Below are 24,453 nucleotides of genomic sequence, written 5' to 3'. Positions count from 1 at the left end.
TTTTCATCAATTACAAAACCGCAAAGCCACCTGAAAACCAAGCCAGCCCGTCGACAGGTTATTGGCAAAGGTTCTCGGATTGTTGAAAAGCGGAACATCAAACCGCGTGACCGGTTTGCTGCGGGTGTAATCGGTCAAATACCAGTTAAGCGACGGCCCGACGGCCAGGGCGAAATGCCGACCGAGCTTTTTCTCAATGCCCATATTCAGTCGGACCAGCGAATTCCAGTCCTCCCAGACATAGCGATCCTCACCGCTCAGGACGTGGCCCGTAGCGTCGAAATTCAGCATCCAACTCCGTTTCAGATCAACGGCGGTTCCGAAACCGTAGCCCAGACTCCAGAGCGGTTTTCCGGCTAACCCAAGGTTGGAGCCGCCCGTGAAAATGTTGTAAAACCGCTGAACGCCCGTTTTAAATGTCAGACTGGCCGTCATCACTTCGTCCGTTGAAATCTCCAGTCGCCGATACCCATTGTGGTGCACGTAACTGAACAGCCCAAAAGGTGTGGTTTCCGACGAACCGGCAATGTTAATGATTGAAATCTGGTGTCCGCTAACGACATTTTTCGCGTAATTCAGAAAACCGCTGAGTTGCCAGCCGTGCAATTCTTTCAGCGCGAAATTCGAAAAACCGGCCAACTGAAAACCTGACATCGTTCCGGCCGACACATTGGCGTAACCAGCCAGCTGAAAACCGCTCATCGAGCGGGCGGCCACATTGGTAAAACCGGCCAGTTGAAAACCGCTCATTTCGTCAGCTACGATGTTCCCAAAACCGGCCGCCTGTATACTTTCGGGCATTTTTCCCATCGTCATGTTGTAAAAACCGGCGGCCTGAATGCCCCGAACGGTTCCGAGCACCGTGTTCCCAAAACCGGCGGCCTGCACACCCGTTGCGTCATGACGAACGCCATTGAAAAACCCGGCGACCTGAATGCCGCCCACATTTTCACCGACGACATTGGCAAACCCGGCTACCTGGACACCCGCTACATCACCCCGAACCATATTCAGAAAACCACCCACCTCTAAAGCCCTGACGCCCAGCGAATAACCTCCGACTAAGTTCAGCGAATACTGGTTGATGACGCGCCCACTCAGCGTGTGATTGGTGCCGACGAACGGAAAGAGCGAGAACTGAATGTCGCGGTAAATGGTGTCGCCCGCCAGGTTGGCGTCGTGAACGGCCTGCCGCGTGGATTTAAACCAGTCGGCAAAATCGTTTTTCGTTTCTTCCAGCACCGACTTGCTGCGGTCCCAGATGGTCGGGCCCTGATTGGCGGTTCGGGGCATTGGCGTCGAATCAACCGGAATGGCCACGGCAACCGGCTGCGGAATGACGGGCGTCGGACGCGTAGTATCGATCGACGCCCGGCTTACCATCGGCTGTAAGGTCGTTTGCGTGGGCAAGGGCGTCAAGCCAATATCGAGTTTGTGGGTTTGCCGCGCGTTGATGGAAACCGTCTCCCCGAAATAATACTTCCGGCGAACTTCCAGCCGAACCGTCGGAATGTCGGTCGATAATTTGATGCGGTAATAACCGTAGGGATTCGAAACCGTCGACGCCAGCGTCGTTTTTTCGTAGATACTGACCTGACTGATTTTCTCGCCGGTTTGCCGGTCGGTGATGTAACCGTCCAGAATAAAGCTCTTGGGAGATTCGCTGGGAAGTTCGGCTTTTTGCAGGATAATGTGGTTACCGCGTGACTTATACGTCAGCGTTCCGCGAAAAATCTGGTTCAGCAGTGCCCGTACGGTATTGGTCGCCCGGAGCGTCAGCGTGCTGTTGGAATTGATAATATTGGCATTGTAGGCAAATGAAAACTGGCCTTTATTACTAATGATTTTCAGGGCATTATCGAGTCGTTCGCTGGTAAAATCTATCGACACCACCCGTTCGAGCGGGGGTGTCGACTGAGCCAGTGCCGGTTGAAAGAGCCCGCAAAAAATCAGCAAAAATAGTATACGGATTGGGTACATGTTACGAGTGTGCTGCGTGTGGATGAATGACACCCTGAGAAGCCTTCTCCCCTACGTTTCCATCAACTTCCGAACGAATTACTCGCACTTTTTGCCGTCCAGGGTGACGCGGTTTCCATTCCGCAGAATGCGCAAACTCATGGCATCTGCAGTTATATTAAGAACATGGTCTAAATTATCATTTTCAAAAGTAGATGTGACCAGGCAATTGGCAATCTGTTCATTTGCAAGGTGAATATCGGCGTGATAGACTTCGTTCAGCGTTTTGATCACACTGCTGAGCGGTTCCTTTTCAAACACCAGCCGACCGGTCTGGAACGCCATCGCGTTAACGTCGAATTTGGACGCTTTGATGATCGTATCTTTTACGGCATTGAAAGCCGCCTGTTCATCTTTAATCAGGGTAATTTCCTTGTTTTTAGCTGAGAACCGCACCTTTCCGGTCCGAACGGCCACCTGAACGTCGTTGGTATAAGCCCGGATACTGAACGAAGTTCCCAGCACCTGAACGGTTGTATTCCGAACGCGAATCCGGAACGGTTTGGTCGGATCGGGCTTCACATCAAAGAACGCTTCGCCGGTCAGCTCCACTTCGCGACTGTCGGCCGCAAACGCTTCGGGATAGGTCAGTTTGCTGTTTTGATTCAGGAAAACCCGGCTGCCATCCGGTAGAATTTTCTCCAATTTCTGCTCTTTCGTCACGGCGGCAACCTCCGTAACGGGAACGGTTTCGGTTTCTTTCAGGAAAAACCACAGCAGACCCGACAGCAAAACCGCCATAGCTGCAACCGCCCAAACCGGTGATTTATACCAGCCTGGTCGTTGAATCGTCCGGACGGGTTGTACGGGCAGTGGTTTGATAACGGGATCCGGTTCAACCGGAAGCGGTTTTGGCGCATCCGGTTTCACGTCGATCACGGGTTGCGATCGCATTTTTCCCCGCATTTTTTGCCAGGCCGCATCGGTATTGACCGGAATCGACGCCGGGTCGGATTTCTGACCGAGTGTACCGGCTTTGTTCCAGATCAGTTCGAACCGGTCAAACTCCTGTCGCTCGGAATTTTCCTGATTCAGCCACTGCTGTACCCGCTCCGATTCGGCAGCATCCGTCTCCCCGGCCAGGAATTTCCCCAGCAGGTCGTCATCGATTCGGTTTTCGGATTGGTCAGGCATTTATTTTCTAGCGTAAAGATTCAAGACATGAGATATAAGATTCAGATTATCAATTACATGCAAACATTTTTTGTCTAACTCTCTTGTCTCTCCTCTACCTTCTTAATTTAAAAACAACATGAACAAAATGGGCAGGTAATCGGCCAGTTCCGTTCGTAAAATACGCAGGGCTTTCCCGATCTGGTTTTCCACTGTTTTGATGGAAAGCCCGAGTTGATCGGCAATTTCCTGGTACTTCATTTCTTCAAACCGGCTCATCGAAAAGATCAGCCGGCATTGTTCCGGCAACCGCTGAATGGCCACCTGCAGCCGGTCCGACAGTTCATCGGCAATCAATGACTGCATCGGAGCCTCCGAGGCCGACTGGTACAGCTCAACTTCGAAAACCGCCTGCTCCCGGTGCTCGGCCTGTACCGACAAATGCCGGATGCGATTCAGGCAGCGGTTATGCACCGACCGGTACAGATACGACTTCAGCGAAACCGTAATTTCCAGACTATCGCGCTTCTCCCAAACCGCCAGAAAAACCGCCTGCACCGCTTCTTCGGCATCATCCCAATCGTGCAGGAAAGTGCGGGCATACTGGCATAACGAAGCGTAATGCTGCCGGAAAACGGCCTCAAACGCGGGTTCGTTACCCAGTCGGATCGCATGAATTAATTCCTGGTCAGTCAGTTGCACGTAGTTGCGTCAGTTTTTCTTGGCAAATCTACCACTCTTTTTTGAACCTACTCAACTGCAACCACGGATATGACACCCAAATGGATCGATCCCCCTACGAAACAGCCGTTTTTTTTTCTGAACGGTAATTTTATTCGGATTCTACGCAATCAATTCCTATTCCATAGCCGGTTCCCGGTTGGTTGCCTGCCACTTCACATTTAATTTGGACAGTATTCATATCTGATGCTAAATTGGCGAAAGCCAACAACCGACCATTCGTTCAACGCTTCAACGCCTGTTCTTCGTTATGATGTCCCCACTAACTCGCCGTTCCGCACTCAAAATAACCGCAGTTGGGCTGGCAACAGCTTTGTCCGGCACTTTATCGGGTTTCGGTTCGAAAAATCCACAACTTGCCTTCTCCACCCTCGGATGTCCCAAATGGAACCTCGATACAATTCTGAAAACCGCCATGACGACCGGTTATCAGGCGGTAGAATTTCGGGGTCTGGAGGGTGAGCTGGATCTGACCAAAAGCCCGGCTTTCCGTACGGCAAGTCAGGCGAAGGAAACCCGCACCCGGTTTGCCGACCTGGGAATTCGGATCTGTAATCTGGGGTCATCAGCTCAACTGCACCATGCCGACGCGACTAGACGAGCCAAAAATCTGGACGAAGCCCAACGGTTTATCGACCTGGCGCAACGGCTCAATTGCCCCTATGTTCGCGTTTTCCCCGACCAACTCCCACCTGACCAAAGCCGTGAAAAAACCCTTCAGCTTATCAGTGAAGGGTTGCTGACGCTGGGCGACTATGCAAAACAAAGTTCCGTAACGGTTCTGCTGGAATCGCATGGTGAACTGACCCGAAGCGACCTGCTGGTCCAAATCATGGAAGCCGCGAAACATCCCAAAGTTGGCTTAATTTGGGACATCTTCAACATGTGGGCCGATGCACACGAAGCTCCGGCGGAGGTATACCGGAAACTGAAACCGTACATTCGGCACGTCCATGTAAAAGACGCCAAAATTACAGACGGGAAGCACCAGTACGTATTGACTGGCCAGGGCGAGGCCCCGCTTCGGGAAGCCATCGACTCCCTGAAAGCCGGGAAATACGAAGGCTATTACAGTTTTGAATGGGAAAAACTCTGGCACCCCGACATTGCCGAGCCAGAACAGGCTATTCCCCAGTATCCTAAAGCGATGAAAGCGTATTTTTAATCGAACCGCTTGGAATTTTCAATCTTGAAGTAGGTTAACTGCTGCTTTTCCATGCTGATCAATAAGTCAATTTACAACGGAATATTCCCGTGTTTTTTCTTCGGCATCGTCGCCACTTTGTTTTCCAGCATCTGGAACGCCCGGATCAGTTTCTGGCGGGTTTGTTCGGGGTAAATCACCTCGTCGATGTAGCCCCGGTGGGCGGCCCGGTACGGATTGGCGAACTTATTGGTGTAGTCCTGCACTTTCTCCTGCAACTTCGCCTGCGGATCGGCCGATTCGGCAATCTCGCGTTTGAAAATGATTTCGGCGGCCCCGCTCGCGCCCATCACCGCGATTTCGGCGGTCGGCCAGGCGTAGTTCATGTCGGCGCCGATGTGCTTGGAATTCATCACGTCGTAAGCGCCCCCGTAGGCTTTTCGGGTAATAACCGTCACGCGCGGTACGGTTGCTTCGCAAAAGGCGTAGAGCAGTTTTGCGCCGTTCGTGATGATGGCGTTCCACTCCTGATCGGTGCCGGGCAAAAAACCGGGTACGTCTTCGAGCACCAGCAGCGGAATATTGAAACTGTCGCAAAACCGCACAAACCGGGCCGCTTTGGTGCTGGCGTCGATGTCCAGAACCCCCGCCAGAACCGCAGGCTGGTTGCCAACCACGCCGATGCTCCGGCCCGCCAGCCGGGCAAAACCGACCACAATGTTTTCGGCAAATGCTTTGTGCACTTCGAAAAAACTACCGCCATCCACAATTTCCTCGATCACCTCGCGCATGTCGTACGGCTGATTCGGGTTGTCGGGAATGATCGTTTTCAGCTTGGAGCGGTTTTCGTCCGCAGCCTCATACGGCAACCGAACCGGCTCATCCTCACAATTTTGCGGGACGTAACTCAATAGTTTTTTTATGTATTGAATACATTCGAGTTCGTTGGCGCAGGCAAAATGCGTAACGCCGGATTTGGTACTGTGCGTGCTGGCTCCGCCCAACTCCTCGGCGGTCACATTCTCGTGCGTAACAGTTTTCACCACGTTCGGCCCCGTGACAAACATGTAGGACGAATTTTCGACCATCAGAATAAAATCCGTAATGGCCGGTGAATAAACCGCCCCACCCGCGCACGGTCCCATAATCGCGGAAATCTGCGGCACAACGCCCGACGCCTGCGTATTGCGGTAAAAAATATCGGCATAACCCGCCAGCGACAAAACACCTTCCTGAATGCGTGCTCCGCCCGAATCGTTCAATCCAATCACCGGAGCGCCATTTTTGAGGGCCAGTTCCAGAATTTTACAAATCTTTTCCGCGTGCGTTTCGGACAAAGCGCCCCCAAAAACCGTAAAATCCTGCGCAAAAACGTACGTCAACCGACCGTTGACGGTGCCATATCCCGTCACTACCCCGTCGCCGAGGTAATGCTCTTTGTCCAATCCAAAATCGCGGGTGCGGTGCATGACAAACTTGCCGATTTCTTCAAAAGTGCCTTCGTCAACCAACAGCGCAATGCGCTCCCGGGCGGTCAATTTGCCCTTTTTATGCTGCGCGTCGATGCGTTTTTGCCCTCCTCCCAATTCGGCCTCGGCGTTTTTGTGATCCAGAATCTCGGTTTTAGTAGACTTAATCTCGGTGTCCATGCACGGGTTGAATTGAATGATTAGCAACAAAAATAAATTTTATTAACGAATCCAACGTTTTTGAGCGAATTTGTATCCTACAGGCACAAACCTGCACATTTTCTATGACATACCTCTCTACTCCCAATTGGGTTCGCCGGTTTACTGTCCCCCTCCTGTTCCTGGCGGTTTTTGGCTGCGAAACGAACCGTGATACCGCGCCGGAACGTACGGTTCAGGCATTACGCCCCGTTTATGCTTCCTACGAAGAAATCAGCACGATTAAAACACTGGCCCCGCAGCCGCTCAGAAACCCCGGAAAGATATACATTAAAGGCGGTTTTTTGTTCATTAACGAACAGGGCAAGGGCATCCATATTGTCGACAACAGCGATCCGGCCAACCCGCAGAAGATTTCGTTCGTGTCGGTGCCGGGCAACGTCGACATGGCCGTCAAGGATGAGGTGCTGTACGCCGATAATTCGGTTGACCTCGTGGCCCTCGATATTTCCGATCCCCGCCAGGTGAAGGTGCTCAAGCGGGTCAAAGATGCTTACCCGTATCCCTCCTACCCACAACAGCGCGGGGTGCAGTTCGAGTGCGCGAACCGCGACAAAGGAATTGTTGTCCGCTGGGAAATCGCTACGCTCACCAACCCAAAATGCTACCGCTAACTTTCCAGGTGATGAAAAATCAGCTCCTTATACTTCTGATCGGGTTAGTAACGCTGGTGGGTTGTTCCGAAGTGGGCAGCAAAGACAGCGTTGCGGTCAATCCCAACGGCGGCAGCGGAACCGGTGGTTCGATGGCCCGGTTTGCCGTGGCAGGCAACTATTTATACGTCGTGAATCAAAACAGTTTGCAGGTATACGATGTCCAGCAAAGTGGTCAGCCGACGAGCCTCAGCAAAGTTTCGCTGGGTTTCGGCGTCGAAACGATCTTCCCGTATAACCGCCATCTCTTCATCGGGACGCAAACCGGGATGTACATCATGAACCTGGAAAATCCGGCCAAACCGCAGCAAACAGCCTTGTATCGGCACATTTTCAGCTGCGATCCGGTGGTGGCGCAGGGTAACTATGCCTACGTGACGCTCCGCAGTGGTACGGCCTGCAACTCCGGCCCGAACCGGCTCGAAGTGGTCGATATTTCCAATCTGGCCAATCCCGTTCAGGTCAATTCAATTGCCATGACGAATCCGCACGGACTGGGCATCGACGGTAATCTTCTGTTCGTTTCCGAGGGCGATTCCGGCCTGAAAGTCTTCGACGCGACCGATCCGGTTAAATTACAACTGATCAAAACCTTCGATAACATCCGCTCCTACGACGTGATTCCGAACCGTTCGATGCTGATTGTCACCGGCAAAGACGGTATTTTCCAGTACCGCTACGACGCATCCCAGCAACTGACATTGCTCAGCAAATTACCGGTCGAAATCCAATGACGTATCGTTTTTTGAAAGGGCTGATTTGGTGTCTGTTGCTACCTTCTATCGGTTGGGCTCAGTTTTTATTGCCCGATACGCTGACGCCGGTTATGAATCGACCTCCGCGCTGGGTCGTCAAGTTTGCGCCACTGGCTTTGTTCGACCCCGATAATACGATTCAGTTTGGGGCCGAGCGACTCTTTAGCACGCGCCATACGGTTCAGGCGGAATTTGGGTATGGCTGGAAAGCGGTTAATATGTACCCATCCCGGCGGAGGGATTACGAAAATTTTGAAGTCTGGCGCGGCCGCGCCGAATGGCGACGCTATGCGGGCCGATATTACCGGTTCCGCCGACCGCATTATGCCAACGCGCCCATTGGCCGGTATTTCGCGATCGAAACGTTTTTCAAACAAATAACCGCCTTGGAAACAACGGCGGTGGGCCGGGAATGCGTCGATGGCACTTGTGCCTATTTTGAACAGGGAACGTTTCCGATCTACCGCACGGTTTGGGGAATCCACGCCAAATTTGGTCGGCAGTACGTCCTGACGCTACCCGGCGACAACCGGTTTTTGCTCGATTTCTACGTCGGTTTCGGCTTTCGAAGCCTTACGCCTTACCGGTTTAACTCGACCAACGAAGACGTCATTCGCTCGCCCGGTTTTCTCTTCTGGAGCAACCAACAGGGCGGTTTACGGCCCAGCGCGACGTTGGGAATAAAACTGGGTTATGTTTTGTGAGAAGCTAGGGCAAAGGGGTTGCGGCAGAGGGTTGATGATGCCTTTTATTCAACCAGCAGGTATTTGAACCTATTTTGCTCCGTCCCTTAAGTATTGTACCTTAGTGACCAGCGCAGGAGCGGATGTTGAACGAACGAATTGCCTTTGAAATCCTATTTACTTCTTATACTTTTTCTAACAACCTATCTAGCTTTGGCTCAGCCGCCCGGCGGGCAGGATAGCTTTATTTTTCTGTCCGTTCCGACGAATGCCCGCGTGGCGGCTCTGGGTGGACTTGCGGCTTCGAATACGCGACCCGAAGGGCAGTTTTCGTTACAAAATCCGGCCTTACTCGACACTTCGGCCCGCCAACAACTGGTGTTGAATTTCGTGCCTTATTTTGCCGATACACGCTATTATTCGCTGCAATACGGTTTACCGGTTCGGGGTAACGGGCAGTGGGCCGTCGGGTTGCAATATTTGACGTATGGCAACTTCGATCAGACGGATCTACTGGGAAACCAAACCGGTACTTTTACCTCCAGCGACTACGCCTTGAGCCTCACCCACGCCCGAACCGAAGGCAATTTCACGCTCGGCGCGACGCTCAAAGCCGTCGGTTCGTCCATCGATACTTATTCGGCCTTTGCGGTTTTGTTCGATCTGGGCGGCACCTGGCGCCATCCCGAAAAGGAACTCGTCTTTGGGCTGGTCGCCAAAAATGCCGGTTTTCGGCTGAAAACGTTTTTCCCCGGCCAGGCCGGTGGCCCGGACTTACCCTTTGATTTACAGGCCGGTGTGACCGTTAAACCGGAACATTTGCCCATTCGCGCAACCCTGACGGCCCATCACCTGCACCAGCTTGATATTGTGTACAACGATCCGGCACTGAATGTCACTTACGATCTGAATGGCAACCCGATTCCGAAGAAAATTGCGGTTCCTGAGAAAATTGTCCGGCATCTGGCCGTTGGGCTGGAATTCCTGATTCACCGGAATGTTAATTTACTGGCGGGCTACAACCACCTGCGTCGGCAGGAAGCCCGGCTGGCAACCGGCTCGGGAGCCGCTGGTTTATCCTTCGGGGTGGCGGTTCAGGCCAAAGGATTCCAGTTGACCTATGCCCGCTCCCTCGGCACACCGTCGGTGGGCGGAAGCAGCCATTTGTCATTTCGGGTCAATTTAAATCGTTTCCTGCCAAAAAAATGACTAAATCCCGGCACAAATTACAGTTTACTCCGTTTCTTTGTGAACAATGAACAATGAACAATGAACAGTGAATAATGAAAAATGGGGGTTCAGGCACTCTGCATCCATTCTCTATTCCTCGTTCATTATTCATTGTTAATTATTCATTGAATTATGACCCAACAGCAAGCACTTAAGGATTTAACACCGCGGCAGATCGTTGCGGAACTCGACCAGTACATTATTGGTCAGCACGACGCCAAGCGATATGTCTCCATTGCCCTCCGCAATCGCTGGCGACGCATGAATAGTTCGCCCGATATGCAGCAGGAAATTACGCCCAACAACATTCTGATGATTGGGGCCACCGGCGTTGGGAAAACCGAAATTGCCCGGCGGCTCGCCAAAATTGCCGACGCGCCATTTACCAAAGTGGAAGCCTCGAAATTTACGGAAGTTGGTTACGTTGGGCGCGATGTCGAAAGCATGGTGCGCGATCTGGTCGAGCAGTCGGTGAACATGGTGAAAGCCGCCAAGAAAGAACAGGTGAAGACACGGGCCCAGCAGATTGTGGAAGACATGATTCTCGACATTCTGATACCGCCCATCAAACAACCGGCTGGTTTTCAACTGGAAGACCTCAACGAAAAAGGCGAAATTCCGGATTCCGACGCCGAGTTGAACGAGCGAACCCGGGAGCGGTTTCGGGAGAAAATCCGCAGGGGCGAAATGGACGAGCGGAAAATTGAGATCGACGTTCAGCAGAGCGCGGCCCCCAACATCGGCATGATCGGCGGAACCGTCGATGAATTGTCGATGATGAATATTCAGGAAATGATCGGCGGCATGATGCCCCGGCGCGGCAAAAAACGCAAGGTGACGATTGCCGAAGCCAAGAAAATTTTGCTGGAAGAAGAAGCCGCCAAGCTCATCGACATGGACGAGGTGAAGGACGAAGCGATCCGCCGGGCCGAAAATACGGGTATCATTTTCATCGACGAAATCGACAAAATTGCCACCAACCGGGGCAGCGGCTCGGGCGGTCCGGACGTCAGCCGCGAGGGTGTGCAGCGCGATTTGCTACCGATTGTAGAAGGAACCACCGTCAATACCAAATATGGTAGCATCAATACCGATCACATCCTGTTTGTGGCCGCTGGCGCGTTTCACGTATCAAAACCGTCGGATCTGATTCCGGAATTGCAGGGCCGTTTCCCGATTCGGGTGGAACTGCAAAGTTTGTCGGAGGATGATTTCTTCCAGATTCTGAAAGCGCCTAAAAACGCGCTTACTAAGCAATACGTCGCCATGATGCAGTCGGAACAGGTCGAACTGACCTTTGAAGAGGATTCCCTGCGCGAAATTGCCCGGATTGCGTTTCAGGTCAATTCCGAAGTCGAGAACATCGGGGCGCGCCGTCTGCAAACCGTCATGAGTCATTTGCTGAACGATTTCATGTTCGATATTCCCGACGTCATCGGCCCGGATTCCAGGGTTTCGATCACGAAAGAAATGGTCAGCGAAAAACTGAATGAATTGGTCAAAAACCGGGATTTAAGCCAATTTATCCTTTAAGTATCCACGGATATGGGAAAATCAATCCATCGGCGCGAATTTCCTGGCGCTTCTACGCTGGGAGCTGCCACGGCTGGCTCATTATCGAAAAGCATTGCAGGTCCCCTGCTCAATGCGCCTGCCAAATCGAAGCTCGATCTGATGGATGATGCAGGTACTGGAAAAAACCGGCCCGGCAAATTACGTTCCGGCCGGTTTTTTCCTGCATTTCCCGGCCGGGCAACGAACCGGCAATGCCGCCATCTAGCATCTGGATTATTTTCGGGCCACGGGCATGGATTTTGTCAAAATCCAGTTTGAGATGAGCTACTATTCCCCTTCAGAATTTGCAGATGGCAATTAAAACTGCCCACGGGTTTCGGGCATAAACTGCTGATTTAGGCAATTGGTGTGGGATTTTCTCCGTCGGTTGGGGCAAAAAGATCATTGACCCGGATTGAAAAATCGGGAAGCACCGGTGCGGCAGAACAAATGTCATCGTCCAGACAAATGGTAACCTGTTTGCGGGATGTATAAACGTAAACGACTGCGGCATCCGGAAAGATGTTCCAGACCACTTGCACACCCGCTTTGAAGTATTCAGCAATTTTCTCTTCAATCCGATAAGCCTGATCCGTTTCGGAAAGAACCTCGACGACAAAAGCCGGAATAACGTCTTCTCCCTGCCGCCCTTGCTGAATCTGCTTTTTTGTAAAATAAGCTATATCTGGCCGACGCATTTGAAGTGCGGTTAACATGACGTCAGGTTCAGCCATGAATGTTCCGATTTTATGATAACTTTTTTCGATAAAAAGGCTGTTCAAAACATCATAGATGTAATATTGCTTTTTCTTCATTCCTGAAAATCGAATAATCTCCCCATCGTTCCATTCATATTTATACCCATCGACGGGTTCCCAGTTCAGGAATTCATCGAACGTCTGAGGAAATACCGGAGCAGTGGTTTGCAGCATGGCTATTGTCATTTAAGCGAATATAAATAAAAACGCCAAAATACCGGGGTCATTTCGGCAAAATAAACCGGGTTTCGCGCTGTCAACCTTTCCAGTTTATTCCGTAAAACCGCCTGTTCCAGCTAGTCGCTGGAACAGGCGGTTTTATCAGTTTCAGAATTTACTCCGACCGCAAGGATTTGATCGGATTCATCAGTGCGGCTTTCATCGATCGATACCCGACGGTCAAAACCGAAATAACGACGGTGATTACAATCGCGAGCGCGAAAATTCCGGCACCCAATTCGATTCGGTACACGAAATTATTCAGCCAGCCGTTCATGACCCACCACGCCAGCGGAGCCGCCAGCACGAACGCGATCAGCAGCAGCCGGGCAAACTCTTTGCAGAACAACCACAGAATGCTCGGAACGCTGGCTCCCAGTACTTTGCGAACGCCGATTTCCTTGTTTTTTTGCTCCGCCATAAACGAAATCAAGCCGTACAATCCCAAACAACCGATAAAAATGGCGATACCGGCAAACGCCTGAATTAGCCGGAGCATCATTGTGTCGAGCTTATAAAACCGCTCAATTTCCTCATCCAGAAACTGATACGTGAAAATGGAAGACGGATACATTGCCGACCAGCTTTTTTCCAGTCCGGCGAGGGTGGCAGGCAAATTGCGCAGGTTGACCTTCACCGCGCAGTTCATGTAATTTTCGCTCCTCGTGGTGATGCAGAGCGGTTCAATCCCGACGTGAAATGACCGGTAGTGGAAGTCTTTCATCACGCCGACAATGGTGCCCGGCCGCCCGTTGATCACCGCCCGTTTTCCCACTACTTCCTGATTGGATTTAAGTTGCAGCGCTTTTACGGCAGATTCATTCACAATGTATTCCCGGATCGTATCCGACGGATTCAGGTTCCGACCTGCCACCATCGGAATCTCAAAGGTGGGCACAAACCGGTCGTCGGCGGCTTTGATCGCAATGGAAAACGTTTCGGACTCGGTTCGGGAATCAAACTGAATGCCGGTGCTTCCTACCTCCTCCGCAGCGGGTGCGGTATCAAAAAACGTACTGCTTTCCACACCCGGTAATTCGGAAAACTGCGCACTCAGGGTGTTTATTGTGGACTTTTTATTCTCGGGAACCGGCAGCATCACCACGGCATCTTTCTCAAAACCCATATCCGCCTGTTGCGAATACCGGAGTTGATTGGCGATCACCAGCGTTCCGATAATCAGCAATTGTGAAATAGCGAATTGCGTGATAACCAGGCCCTTCCGTAGCGAAAAACCGCCCAACTGGCGTTGCGACAGCTTGCCCTTCAGCGCCATAACCGGCTGAAAACGGGCCAGAATCAGGCCGGGATAAGAACCCGAAATAAAGATGACGACCAGCAGTAAAACCGGTAAAAACGTGATCAGGTAGATGTCGGTGAACGGATTGAGCGTCAGGTCGATTTCGAACAATTGATTGACGACCGGTAGCGCGAGATACGCCAGTCCAAACGCAACCAGCGTAGCCATGCCGGTAATCAGGGCGGTTTCGGTCATAAACTGCCAGAAAAGCGCTCCCCGCTGGCTTCCCATCACCTTCCGGACTCCAATTTCTTTTGACCGGCCAAGGGCCTGAGCAGTAGAGAGATTGACGAAATTGACGCAGGTCGTGATGATGAGAAACAGGCCGATCAACCCAAACGCCCAGAGATTTTTTTTCTCCGTATTCCCCTTCAGGTTCGGATTGAAATGAACATCGGAAATAGGCTGGAGTTTGAACCGGAAAAACTTCGCCATTTTTTCGTCGTAGTATTTACTCGAAACCGCCGGAAGAACCGTGTTATCGACCGAAGCCGCCGACACACCCGGTTTGAGTCGAACATAACATTGCATATCATCGCTGACGCTGAACCACCAGTCTTTTTCCACCATCCAGGGTGTGTGATCTTTCAAATTGCCAAACGGAATGTACATTTCCGGGCGGATGTCGGTGTTGGCCGGCAGGTCCCGCAGAATACCCGTAATGCGGACCACCAACGAATCATCGACGTGGACGATCTTGCCGATCGGGTCTTCGGCTCCGAAGTATTTTTTAGCGACCCGATCCGTAATCAAAGCCGTATTTCGCTCCTGCAGGGCGGTTTTTGAATTTCCCTGTTCCAGCGGGAAATTGGTGATTTCCAGAAATTCCGGGTCGGCAAAAGCGATATCTTCCTTAAACTTTTTGTTCGGTGATATCTCTACCACTCTTTTTTCCAGAAAAGCAATCCGGCCTACTTTTTCAAAGGCAGTAAACCCGTTCCGGAGCGCGTCGCCCATTGGGTTCGGAACGCCCGGATTATAGCGCGTCTTACTGTCGTGCAGTTCCGTAAATACCCGAAAAATCCGGTCCTTATTGGCATGGAAGGTATCGAAACTCAGGTGGTATTTCACGAGCGTAAAAATCAGAATGGCGCAGGCAATGCCAAGTCCCAGACTTACAACGTTGATCAGGGTATACGCTTTGTTGCGATTGAGTTTTCGCAGGGCAATTTTAAAATAGTTGCTTAACATAAGCAGTGGGGATGGGTTTTGATAATCAGTGAATTGGGGAGCATACGCAACGGAACGGGGTTTCCGGCGCCAGAGACGGGGATGCATGAGCAGCAGGACATCCAGCCAATAAAATAACCGAGCCTTGGAATAACCGTAGCGATTCCCGCGTCTCTGAAACAGTTCGGACAAATCACCCAGAATTTCATCGCGCAGGTATGGGGCCGCAATACGTTCCACCAGCCATTCGGCCCAGCGGGGCGGTTTATTTTTCATGAGGAAGAATGCGTATGAATGAAAAATTAGTAATGAACAAATAATAATGAACAATGAATATAAAAAACTGATTATCAGTAACATCTCACCTCACGTACCATTCATTATTAATTGTTAATTGTTCATTAATTTACAATCCCGACCAGGCGGTTTTCGGAATGCCCGCCCACAACTCATTGCGAATACGGCGCATTTCCCGCAAAGCCTGCTCCCCAGCCAGCGTAACGGTAAAGAGTCGTTTGCTTCGACCACCCCGTTCGGCGGTGGCGTCGCCAAACCGGGAACTGACCATCCCCTTTTCTTCGAGTCGCTGCATGGTGCGGTGAACGGCACCCAGGCTCATGGGCCGTTCCAGCTTCTCGCTGAGGGTTTCAACGACGGCCACGCTGTAGGCGTCGTCGAAAAGGAGCGCGATGGTTAGCAGGACTAATTCTTCAAATTCGCCTAATTGCGTGCCTTTCATTTCGTGATTGAGATACCAGTTCTGTCAGAAATTTTATCTTACTCTTTTGCATAGCAAATAGCAGACCAACGAGCAAAAACCACCTTTTTTCAAGGAAATGGCGGTTTTTCAAGATAGATCAGTTTGGATCTTGTCCAGAAACGGACACGGTATTGTACTAAACTGGACAGTTCGGAGAGGAAGAAAACCGGAAACGGTAAACCGCTTTCCGGTTTACCGCCGTCGGCCAAAACGTTTCCAGTACCCGCCTTCCTGGGGAGGAAAATAGCAGTCGTTCGGATTTTTAGGTCCCCGGCGGAACAGCGGAATGGTGGCTCCTGCGTAGAAATTGGCTCCGCGCGGATTGCCAATATTGGCGATTCCGCCCAAATGATCAGTTCCGGCGAATACCGGACCCAGCCGCAGGGCCAGCCCAATGGTTGGCATGGTATAATTGTCCTGCAACGCAATCGGCATGGAAACCTCGGCCCAGCGGCTTTCCCAACGGGGTACAACGGCCAGCATCGAAGGCGTTATCATGGCCACGGCATTGGGTGAAACCAGGCTTTGGGTCAACAGAAAACCGACGTACAACTGATCTTTGAACTGATAATCAGCGCTGATATTCAGCGCCGTAGGCAGGCCTGATCGGTACGAGGTTGCCCGGTTCATCAGCGGCAGACCAAGCGAATTGACAACCCGCTCGTTTATTTCGTCGGGCGTTTTCACCCCAATGAAGGTCGTGTTCGATATGATTTTATTGGTAACCGAAACCTGATACAAATTGACCATTTCCGGGTTCCGGAAGCGAATACCGCCAATGTCGACGAGTGAGGCCGAAATGCGGTAAAGGTATTTGTTTTTGGTTGGATCCCGGCGAACTTCGCCTTGTTCCCGGTACGTATATCTGCGGAAGTCAGGGCGGTATTCATACGTTATCCCGAGGTCGAAACCCCAGCCCCCACCGGCCGACTGTTTCCCAAAAAGCCATCCCGGCGACAGTCTGGCCCGTTGAAAAGCCGTCTGGTTCGTGTAACCATAAACGCCGTCGAATTTTCGAACATTTAACGCCTGAAAACCAATCGCATTGGGGTCGCGAATAATCTGGTGCGTGCCGTCGTCGACCCGAATGTGGGCGTTATAAAAACCGATTTCCCGCTTGATGGTTAGCCCCGCCTTCAAAAACCGGTCATCGTTGTCGAAAATAACGGCGCCAAAGGTTGCCGCCAATTCGGCATAACCATTGATGTTCGCCATGCCGTGCTGGCCTTCGTTCAGAACGCGCTGCAATTCAGCAATTTGGGTTCCGTACAACATCAACCGGGCGGTTTCTTCCGATGTCCGGCGGTACGAAATACCGGTTCGGGCGCGCGTCGTAAAAGCAACGCCAAATCGGTCGTTTATGGTAACGAGGGCCGAGGGCCCGCGCACTTCTCCGCCGAGGGTCAATCGCTTGTCACGATCGTTCAGTTGTTCTTTCAGGTAACCGGTTCGGCCCAGGCTCCTGCCGCGTTCCGTCCGGTATTGGGCCGGTACCTGACCGGTCAGGTACCGGACAAGCGGGAAAGGTGCCACCCAGCGGACATAGTTGTTGGAAGCGTATAGATCAGTCGCTGCCAGATTGATGTAAACCCGATAGCGGGAATCGACCACCTCCGATGGGTGGCGATAAATGGATTGCGTACCTCCGTAATTGCTGTTTACAATTCCTGTCAGGTATTGGCCCATCGCCGGGACAATCGACCCCAGAATTGCCAACGTTGTGAATAGTCGACCGTATCTCCCTCTCATTCAACTAAAAATAGACATGATTCAAACCGTTACGCGTTGTTGAGTCTTTAAAGATACATGATGTTTACGGAAATGAAGCGGCAGTTATTTAACGGCAAAATTGGAATCTTTCGGCCGAAATAAATAAAAATCTGCCCCTATTCAATATCAACCATATATAATTTTGTATATTATTGCAATTTTAAGGGTTTATTCGCCAAAATTACCAACCCACCTATGCAAATTCAATCGCAATCACAAGGAGGCCAAACGCAGTCGCAATCACAGGAAAATTCTTTTTCTTTTACTGATTATCAAACCGATAACTTCTACGATGAAATGTTTACGGCCGATGGCCAGGTCCGTTCGGGTTATGACCAGTTTAAGCAGCGGGTCGAACAACTGAGCCGGGAGGATGTCATTGGTCGCCAGCATGCCGCCGAACGGGCCCTGATGTCGATGGGCATCACCTTCAACGTGTATTCGGAAGGCGAAGGAACCGAACGCATCATGCCCATCGACATCATTCCGCGGGTGATTCCCTCTGATGAATGGAACCGGGTCGAACGCGGACTGATTCAGCGCATCCAGGCGATAAACCTGTTTATTCACGACGTGTATAATGATCAACACATTTTGAATGACAATATTGTACCGCGTGACCTGATTGAATCGAGCAAATGCTTCCTGCCCGCCTGTATGGGTCTGAAACCGCCCAAGGATATCTGGTGCCACATTACCGGAACCGACCTGATCCGGGGCGACGACGGCCAGTTTATGGTGCTGGAAGACAACCTGCGTTGTCCTTCGGGCGTGTCGTACATGCTCGAAAACCGGGAGCTGTTGAAACAGACGTTTCCGGAAGTGCTGGCGCGTACGGGCGTTCGACCGGTTTCCGATTACCCGACCCGTCTGCTGCAATTGCTCCAGCACATTGCCGACCGGCCCGACCCGACCGTGGTGGTCCTGACGCCCGGAATTTATAATTCGGCGTATTTTGAACATTCCTACCTGGCCCAGCAAATGGGCGTCGAGCTGGTCGATTCGCGTGATCTGGTGGTTTCGGGCGGTTATGTCAAAATGCGAACGACCAAAGGCTTCCAGACCGTCGATGTGATTTACCGCCGGATCGACGATACCTTCCTTGATCCCCACGTCTTCAATCCGGAATCGCTGATCGGGATTCCCGGCATTTTTGAAGTTTACAAGAAAGGGCGGGTGGCGCTAGCCAATGCGCCCGGCACCGGCGTGGCCGACGACAAGGTGATTTATGCCTACGTTCCGCGCATCATCAAATATTATCTGGGCGAAGAAGCCATTATTCCGAACGTGCAGACGTACATCTGCCGGGAGGAAGAAGATTGCAAATACGTGCTGGAAAACATCGAGCAACTGGTGGTGAAGGAAGCCAACGAAGCGGGCGGCTACGGCATGCTGATCGGCCCGAAAGCCACCAAAGCCGAACACAAACTTTTCCGGAAAAAAATCAAGGACAACCCGCGGAATTACATTGCCCAGCCCACGATTTCGCTTTCGCGCGTTCCCACCCTCGTCGGGGATCACACGGAAGGCCGTCACGTCGATCTGCGCCCTTACATTTTATACGGCGACGGCATCAACGTGATTCCCGGCGGTTTGACGCGCGTGGCCCTGCGCAAAGGCTCGCTGGTGGTCAACTCCTCGCAGGGCGGGGGCGGAAAAGACACGTGGGTTTTGTATTAAATGAATAATGAACAATGAATAATGAACAATGAAGGGCCGGTCGGTACATTATTCATTGTTCATTATTCATTATTCATTTTAATTTGTGCTTATGCAGCAAGCACTCAGGAATCCCGATCTCTCCATTATTCTCGTCAATTACAAAACTCCCCTCCTGATCATCGATTGTCTTCATTCGGTTTCCAACTACACATCGGGTCTGACTTACGAGGTACTGGTCGTCAATAATGATCCCGATCCGAGCGGGCAATCGGCGGTTTTGAACGCTTTCCCCCAAACGCGCTGGATCGAGATGGGCTACAATTCCGGTTTTTCGCGCGCCAATAACCGCGGAATTGCCGAATCCACGGGCCGTCTGGTTTTGTTACTCAACTCCGATACCTTACTCGTCGACAATGTGCTGAAACGCTGTGCCGATGTGCTGGATAGCCGGTCGGAAGTAGCTGCGGTGGGGCCCATGCAGCTTACACGGGAAGGAAAAGTACATACCGAAGCCTACGACGGTTTTTCGCAACTCCGCCGGTATTTCTACATCGTACCCGGTTCCGGTTTTTTCAAGCGCCTGCTCCACAGGTTGTTGCCCGACAATCACTATTCCGATCCGAATGAAGTCGACTGGCTCATCGGGTCGTTTATCATGACGCGCCGGGAAACCATTCAGAAGGCCGGTGGCCTGGATGAAAACTTTTTTATGTACGCCGAAGACGTGGAGTGGTGCTGGCGACTGGGTAAACAGGGCAAAATCCTGCTTCTCCGCGATGCGTTCTACGTTCACCTGGAATACGGCAGCAGCACCGACTACCAGGAGCGCAAAGTGACGCATATCAATCGTTTTAAACCGCAGATGCACGTTTCAAACCTGCTGTGGGTCCGGAAACAATATGGCGCAGGCGCGTATCTGGTGCTGATCGTCCATTATCTGACCTTGATTCCCATTATTTTCGGCTGGAAAATTGCCGTCAATCTGCTAAAGTTGCAAAACCCGTTTTCGGAGTTGGCCAACCAGCGGGAATTTGCCCGGCAGGTCGGTATTTTCCTGCGGTTTTTCTGGAAAACGCTGTTTAATCAGAAGGGCTTTTATAAAATCTAGGATTTAAAAAAGCAGAACCGGTTTCCGTGACTTACAAATCCCGGAATTCTGAGTTTACTAAACGCCTGAACTCCCAAACTTTATTGCTATTATTGTCTCCGTCGGCCGAAAACCGTATACACAACCTAAGCAATTGTACGTTCTTGTAGGTATAGCATTTAATCGGTTATGAAAACATATTTCCTCACATCACTGTGGGCTTTGCTTTTTGGATTGCTGGCAATTACAGAAACGCAGGCAACGCACTTGCGGGCGGGTGAAATTACCACTCGTCGGATTTCGAATACCTCACTGACTTACGAGGTCACGATGACAACCTATCACGATGAAATTGGGGGAAAAACTGCCAGTGATCAGCAGGACCCGTCGTACTTCTGTTTCGGTATCGGACCCGCCGTCGCAGTCAAACGAGCCAGCCGGATTGTGATCAACCGGGCGACGACGGCCAATACGTACGTCGCAACTTATACCTATCCCGGCCCCGGAATTTATCGGATCACCTGTACGATTACCAACCGGAACGAGAACGTTCGCAATATTCCGACGTCCATCCAAACCAGTTTTCAGCTCCAGACGACAATTGTGGTCAACGCGGCACTTGGTTTGAACAGTACCCCGGTTTTATTAAATCCGCCATTGGATTCGGCCCGCGTGGGTCAGAAATGGTGCCACAACCCGGCGGCTTACGACGCCGACGGCGATAGTTTGGCGTACCGGCTCTATGTTCCTTCCGGAAAAATTGCCGATGAGCAGGGCAACTGTACGCTGAAATCAGTAGCGGGTTATTCTGATCCAACCCTGATTGGCGTCAACCGAGTGAACGAGGCCGGAACCGGTCCGGCCACCCTAACTGTCAATGCGATAACCGGTGATGTGTGTTGGGATGCTCCCGCTGAACAGGGGCAGTATAATATTGCTTTTATCGTGGAAGAGTGGCGCGACGGGGTGAAAATCGGGGAAATCATCCGCGATATGCAGATTATCGTCACGGCCTCGCCCAATAAACGCCCGGCGATTGTGGTTCCCGACGATATTTGTGTGGAGGCCGGAACCTTGATTCAGCAGAACATCACCGCTACGGACCCCGACGGAAACCGGGTGGAACTGTCAGCATTTGGTGGCCCATTTAACATCAGCCCCGACGGCAAAGTGTACAATCCGGCCATTATCGCCCGAGATTTTGCAACGTTTGCTCCGGTTACGGCCCAAAACACCCCGGCAACGGGCACATTCCGCTGGCAAACCAATTGCGCCCACGTGCGCGGGGAGCCTTACGATGTCATTTTCCGGGTCGTCGATTTACCGCGAGGTAGCGGGCAGACCCAGCTAGCCACGCTTGAATCCTTCCGAATTCGGATCTTTGCGCCGAAACCGCAGAACCTGACGGCGCGCCCGGCCGCTGATGCCGCCGGTCGAGCGATTATCCTCAACTGGGCGGCTTACGCCTGCGGGGCGGCCGCTTTGCCCGCCAACACCAAAATGGCCATTTACCGCAAGGAAGGCTGTGATCAGGCGACTTTTGACCCTTGTGCGACGCCCGGACAATTGGCCGCGAAAGGCTATACGTTGGTTGACACCGTCGGAATTAGCCGCACGACCTATACCGACAACAATAAAAATCAGGGACTCAAACGGGGGGTGCAATACAGTTACCGGATTGTGGTTATGATGCCCAGCCCGAACAACGGACAAAGTGCCGTTTCGGAGCAGGTTTGCGTGAATCTACCCCAGCAGGTTCCCTTGATTACGCACGTTACGGTTGATAGCACCTACGATACAAGAGGGGTAATTACCGTTCGCTGGACCCGCCCTCCGGGCATCAATCCGCAGGACGGAACCGGACCGTTCCAGTACCGCCTGTTCCGGGCAACCGGTTTGAATGGCACCGATTTTACCCAGATTGCCGCCATCAATACGACCCTCCAAACCAACGTTGCCGATACGGTTTACACCGACCGTGGACTCAATACTGTGGCCAATGCCTACCGGTATCGGATCGAATTTTTCTTTACCGATCCCGGTACGGGTCAACTTCAGCGGCTGGATGTAACGGATAATGCCAGTTCGGTGCGGTTAACGGCTACGGGCGGACTTAAACGCGTTCAGTTAAGCTGGCAGGCCAATGTGCCCTGGAGCAACGATAATAAACAACACCGGGTGTATCGCAGCAAAACCGGCCCGAACGGGCCGTTCAACTTGGTCGCCATTGTTCCGGTTACGACCGCCAACACGTATGTATATACGGATCTGGGGGCCGACACCTATGCCGCCGATGGCGTTCAACCGGTGACCATGTCGGTGGATAGCAGCTATTGTTACCGGGTCGAAACCGTCGGGCAATATTCGGCACCACTGACGACGATCCAGTTGAACAATTTCTCGCAGGGTATTTGCGCGATGCCGGTGGATACAACCAAACCGTGTCCGCCCATTCTGGCGGTCGATACGCTGAATTGTGCCACGCTGACGCCCGAATCGTTCTGTAACCAGACCACATTCGCCAATAATCTGACCTGGCAGAACCCAACGACCGGTGACTGTGACCGCAACATTGTCAAATACAACATCTATTATTCCCCCTGCGAAGGCCAGGAACCGACGCTGCTGGCTTCCGTCAACGCACCGACGATGACGTACCGTCACGAGAATCTGACGTCGTTTGCGGGCTGTTATGAGGTCAAGGCCGTCAGCCGAAGCGGCCAGGAAAGTAAGGCGTCGAACCGGGTTTGTAAGGACAACTGCCCGTACCTGAATATGCCCAACGTGTTTACGCCCAACGGCGACGGTAAAAATGACGTATTCCAGCCGATGAACTGTCCCCGGTTTGTGCAGTCGGCCGAATTGACGGTGGTCAATCGCTGGGGCGTCAAAGTGTATCAGAGCAGCGATGTGTCGCTGAAATGGAACGGCAAGAACAACCAGGGCAAAGATGTGCCGGGTGGGGTTTATCTCTATCAGGTAACCGTCAAATTCGCCCGCGTCAATTGCTCCGCTCCCGCTGAAGTGGTCAAAGGATGGGTTGAATTGCTCCGTGAATCCGGCGCAAATTAATGAATGAGAGGTGAGAAGATAGACGTGAGACACGAGACTAAGATCGCACTTTGTGCAGCTAAGTCTCGTGTCTCACGTCTTTTCTCTTTAATCTAACTGATATGTGGTATTTCACCGTTCGACAAGAGGAGTTAACTAACCGGCAATACCGGTTGCTGCAGGAGAAAGCGAAATTAACCGAAGTCGAACTATTTAACGAACCGTATAACAATCTTTGCCTGTTCGAGGTCGAGCGGGAAGATTACAGCACCTTTGTGGATGCCCTGGATCTGGAAGGGCTGAATTATGAGGTCGTCAACGAGCGACCCACCCGCGAGCAATTATTGGACAGTATGCGGTAATCGGGGAAAATCCGATTACCGCATGTTATGGAATACATTCAGCACATCCTCGTCCTCCTCGATCCGCTCCAGCAGTTTTTCCAAGTCGGCCGATTCTTCTTCACTCAGCTCTTTGGTATCGTTCGGAATACGCTCGAATTCAGCCTGTTTGAGTTCATACCCTTTTTCCTCCAGGTGTTTCTGGATCGCGCCAAACGCCGTAAATTCACCGTAAATGACAATCTGTTCGGCTTCTTCATCCAGCGAAATTTCGTCAGCGCCAAAGTCGATCATTTCCAGTTCCAGTTCATCCAGATCGATGTTACCGGCCGGAATCCGAAAGACGCTTTTCCGGTCGAACATGAAGTCGAGCATCCCCGACGTTCCGAGCGCCCCGCCGGATTTGGTAAAGTAACTCCGCAAATTGGCCACCGTGCGGTTGATGTTATCCGTGGCGGTTTCAATCACGATGGCAATGCCGTGCGGACCATAGCCTTCGTACGTGATCTCCTTGAAGTCCTCCTGTTCTTTCGAAACCGCCCGTTTGATCGCCCGGTCAACGTTTTCTTTCGGCATGTTGGCCGCCCGGGCGTTCTGAATAACGGCCCGAAGTCGTCCGTTTGAAGTGGGGTCAGGGCCTCCGCTCTTCACGGCAAGAGCAATATCTTTTCCGATTTTGGTGAAGGTTTTGGCCATCATCCCCCACCGCTTGAATTTTCTGGCTTTCCGGTATTCGTACGCGCGTCCCATCGTTT

At 51.9% G+C, this 24,453-nt stretch carries 19 protein-coding genes; 10 read left to right on the top strand and 9 right to left on the bottom strand.

What is annotated here, in order from left to right; all coding sequences use genetic code 11:
• Positions 1 to 6: 6 nt before the first annotated feature.
• The 3 genes from GJJ30_RS28180 to GJJ30_RS28170 all read right to left on the bottom strand — a co-directional run bounded on the left by GJJ30_RS28180 (position 7) and on the right by GJJ30_RS28170 (position 3,834).
• Complete coding sequence (locus GJJ30_RS28180; protein ID WP_154178480.1) at positions 7 to 1,980, bottom strand: STN and carboxypeptidase regulatory-like domain-containing protein; 1,974 nt, start codon at positions 1,978 to 1,980, stop codon at positions 7 to 9.
• A gap of 78 nt (positions 1,981 to 2,058) precedes the next feature.
• Complete coding sequence (locus GJJ30_RS28175; RefSeq protein WP_154178479.1) at positions 2,059 to 3,153, bottom strand: FecR family protein; 1,095 nt, start codon at positions 3,151 to 3,153, stop codon at positions 2,059 to 2,061.
• Positions 3,154 to 3,255: 102 nt separating this feature from the next.
• Positions 3,256 to 3,834 (bottom strand): RNA polymerase sigma-70 factor, encoded by a 579-nt coding sequence (locus GJJ30_RS28170; protein WP_310588409.1) that lies wholly within the window; start codon positions 3,832 to 3,834, stop codon positions 3,256 to 3,258.
• Between the two features lie 289 nt (positions 3,835 to 4,123).
• Between GJJ30_RS28170 and GJJ30_RS28165 the strand changes: the two genes are divergently transcribed.
• Complete coding sequence (locus GJJ30_RS28165; protein ID WP_229313470.1) at positions 4,124 to 5,038, top strand: sugar phosphate isomerase/epimerase family protein; 915 nt, start codon at positions 4,124 to 4,126, stop codon at positions 5,036 to 5,038.
• A gap of 71 nt (positions 5,039 to 5,109) precedes the next feature.
• Here GJJ30_RS28165 and GJJ30_RS28160 read toward each other — a convergent pair whose 3' ends face one another.
• Positions 5,110 to 6,666 (bottom strand): acyl-CoA carboxylase subunit beta, encoded by a 1,557-nt coding sequence (locus GJJ30_RS28160; protein ID WP_154178478.1) that lies wholly within the window; start codon positions 6,664 to 6,666, stop codon positions 5,110 to 5,112.
• A gap of 104 nt (positions 6,667 to 6,770) precedes the next feature.
• On the opposite strand from GJJ30_RS28160, the gene GJJ30_RS28155 reads away from it, so the two are divergent.
• From GJJ30_RS28155 to hslU, 5 genes are all read left to right on the top strand, one after another.
• On the top strand, positions 6,771 to 7,319 hold the full coding sequence (locus GJJ30_RS28155) for an LVIVD repeat-containing protein (RefSeq protein WP_154178477.1): 549 nt from the start codon (positions 6,771 to 6,773) through the stop codon (positions 7,317 to 7,319).
• Between the two features lie 11 nt (positions 7,320 to 7,330).
• Positions 7,331 to 8,092, top strand: coding sequence for an LVIVD repeat-containing protein (locus GJJ30_RS28150; RefSeq protein ID WP_154178476.1), 762 nt, complete (start codon positions 7,331 to 7,333; stop codon positions 8,090 to 8,092).
• The gene (locus GJJ30_RS28145) at positions 8,089 to 8,817 is read left to right on the top strand and encodes a hypothetical protein (protein ID WP_154178475.1); all 729 of its coding nucleotides are present in this window, start codon (positions 8,089 to 8,091) and stop codon (positions 8,815 to 8,817) included. The genes GJJ30_RS28150 and GJJ30_RS28145 overlap by 4 nt, the downstream gene beginning before the upstream one ends.
• Before the next feature lie 138 nt (positions 8,818 to 8,955).
• Positions 8,956 to 10,005 carry a type IX secretion system protein PorQ gene (gene porQ / locus GJJ30_RS28140; protein WP_310588408.1) on the top strand — a complete coding sequence of 350 codons (1,050 nt, stop codon included), beginning with the start codon at positions 8,956 to 8,958 and terminating at the stop codon, positions 10,003 to 10,005.
• A 153-nt stretch (positions 10,006 to 10,158) separates the two neighbouring features.
• Positions 10,159 to 11,559 carry an ATP-dependent protease ATPase subunit HslU gene (gene hslU / locus GJJ30_RS28135; RefSeq protein ID WP_154178473.1) on the top strand — a complete coding sequence of 467 codons (1,401 nt, stop codon included), beginning with the start codon at positions 10,159 to 10,161 and terminating at the stop codon, positions 11,557 to 11,559.
• A 377-nt stretch (positions 11,560 to 11,936) separates the two neighbouring features.
• Here hslU and GJJ30_RS28130 read toward each other — a convergent pair whose 3' ends face one another.
• From GJJ30_RS28130 to GJJ30_RS28115, 4 genes are all read right to left on the bottom strand, one after another.
• The gene (locus GJJ30_RS28130) at positions 11,937 to 12,512 is read right to left on the bottom strand and encodes a Uma2 family endonuclease (protein WP_154178472.1); all 576 of its coding nucleotides are present in this window, start codon (positions 12,510 to 12,512) and stop codon (positions 11,937 to 11,939) included.
• A 160-nt stretch (positions 12,513 to 12,672) separates the two neighbouring features.
• Positions 12,673 to 15,303, bottom strand: a complete 2,631-nt coding sequence (locus tag GJJ30_RS28125) for an ABC transporter permease (RefSeq protein WP_170299292.1) — start codon at positions 15,301 to 15,303, stop codon at positions 12,673 to 12,675.
• 130 nt (positions 15,304 to 15,433) lie between these two features.
• Positions 15,434 to 15,766: a PadR family transcriptional regulator gene (locus GJJ30_RS28120; RefSeq protein WP_154178471.1), complete on the bottom strand. Its 333-nt coding sequence runs from the start codon at positions 15,764 to 15,766 to the stop codon at positions 15,434 to 15,436.
• A gap of 213 nt (positions 15,767 to 15,979) precedes the next feature.
• Entirely contained in the window at positions 15,980 to 17,503 is a 1,524-nt protein-coding gene (locus tag GJJ30_RS28115) for a DUF5723 family protein (protein WP_154178470.1), read from the bottom strand.
• Positions 17,504 to 17,752: 249 nt separating this feature from the next.
• Between GJJ30_RS28115 and GJJ30_RS28110 the strand changes: the two genes are divergently transcribed.
• The 4 genes from GJJ30_RS28110 (at position 17,753) to GJJ30_RS28095 (ending at position 23,719) form a co-directional block, all read left to right on the top strand.
• Entirely contained in the window at positions 17,753 to 19,237 is a 1,485-nt protein-coding gene (locus tag GJJ30_RS28110) for a circularly permuted type 2 ATP-grasp protein (protein WP_154178469.1), read from the top strand.
• 91 nt (positions 19,238 to 19,328) lie between these two features.
• Entirely contained in the window at positions 19,329 to 20,327 is a 999-nt protein-coding gene (locus GJJ30_RS28105; protein ID WP_154178468.1) for a glycosyltransferase family 2 protein, read from the top strand.
• Positions 20,328 to 20,495: 168 nt separating this feature from the next.
• A complete protein-coding gene (locus GJJ30_RS28100) occupies positions 20,496 to 23,378 on the top strand; it encodes a T9SS type B sorting domain-containing protein (protein WP_154178467.1) in 2,883 nt (960 codons plus the stop codon).
• 101 nt (positions 23,379 to 23,479) lie between these two features.
• Positions 23,480 to 23,719, top strand: a complete 240-nt coding sequence (locus tag GJJ30_RS28095) for a hypothetical protein (RefSeq protein ID WP_154178466.1) — start codon at positions 23,480 to 23,482, stop codon at positions 23,717 to 23,719.
• Positions 23,720 to 23,734: 15 nt separating this feature from the next.
• Here GJJ30_RS28095 and GJJ30_RS28090 read toward each other — a convergent pair whose 3' ends face one another.
• Positions 23,735 to 24,448: a YebC/PmpR family DNA-binding transcriptional regulator gene (locus GJJ30_RS28090; RefSeq protein WP_154178465.1), complete on the bottom strand. Its 714-nt coding sequence runs from the start codon at positions 24,446 to 24,448 to the stop codon at positions 23,735 to 23,737.
• Positions 24,449 to 24,453 lie beyond the last annotated feature (5 nt).

The sequence above is a fragment of the Larkinella terrae genome (assembly GCF_009668025.1).
Classification (GTDB): Bacteria; Bacteroidota; Bacteroidia; order Cytophagales; family Spirosomataceae; genus Larkinella; species Larkinella terrae.
The sequence above is the reverse complement of the archived record's forward strand: the minus strand, read 5'-3'. Positions and strand labels throughout refer to the sequence as shown.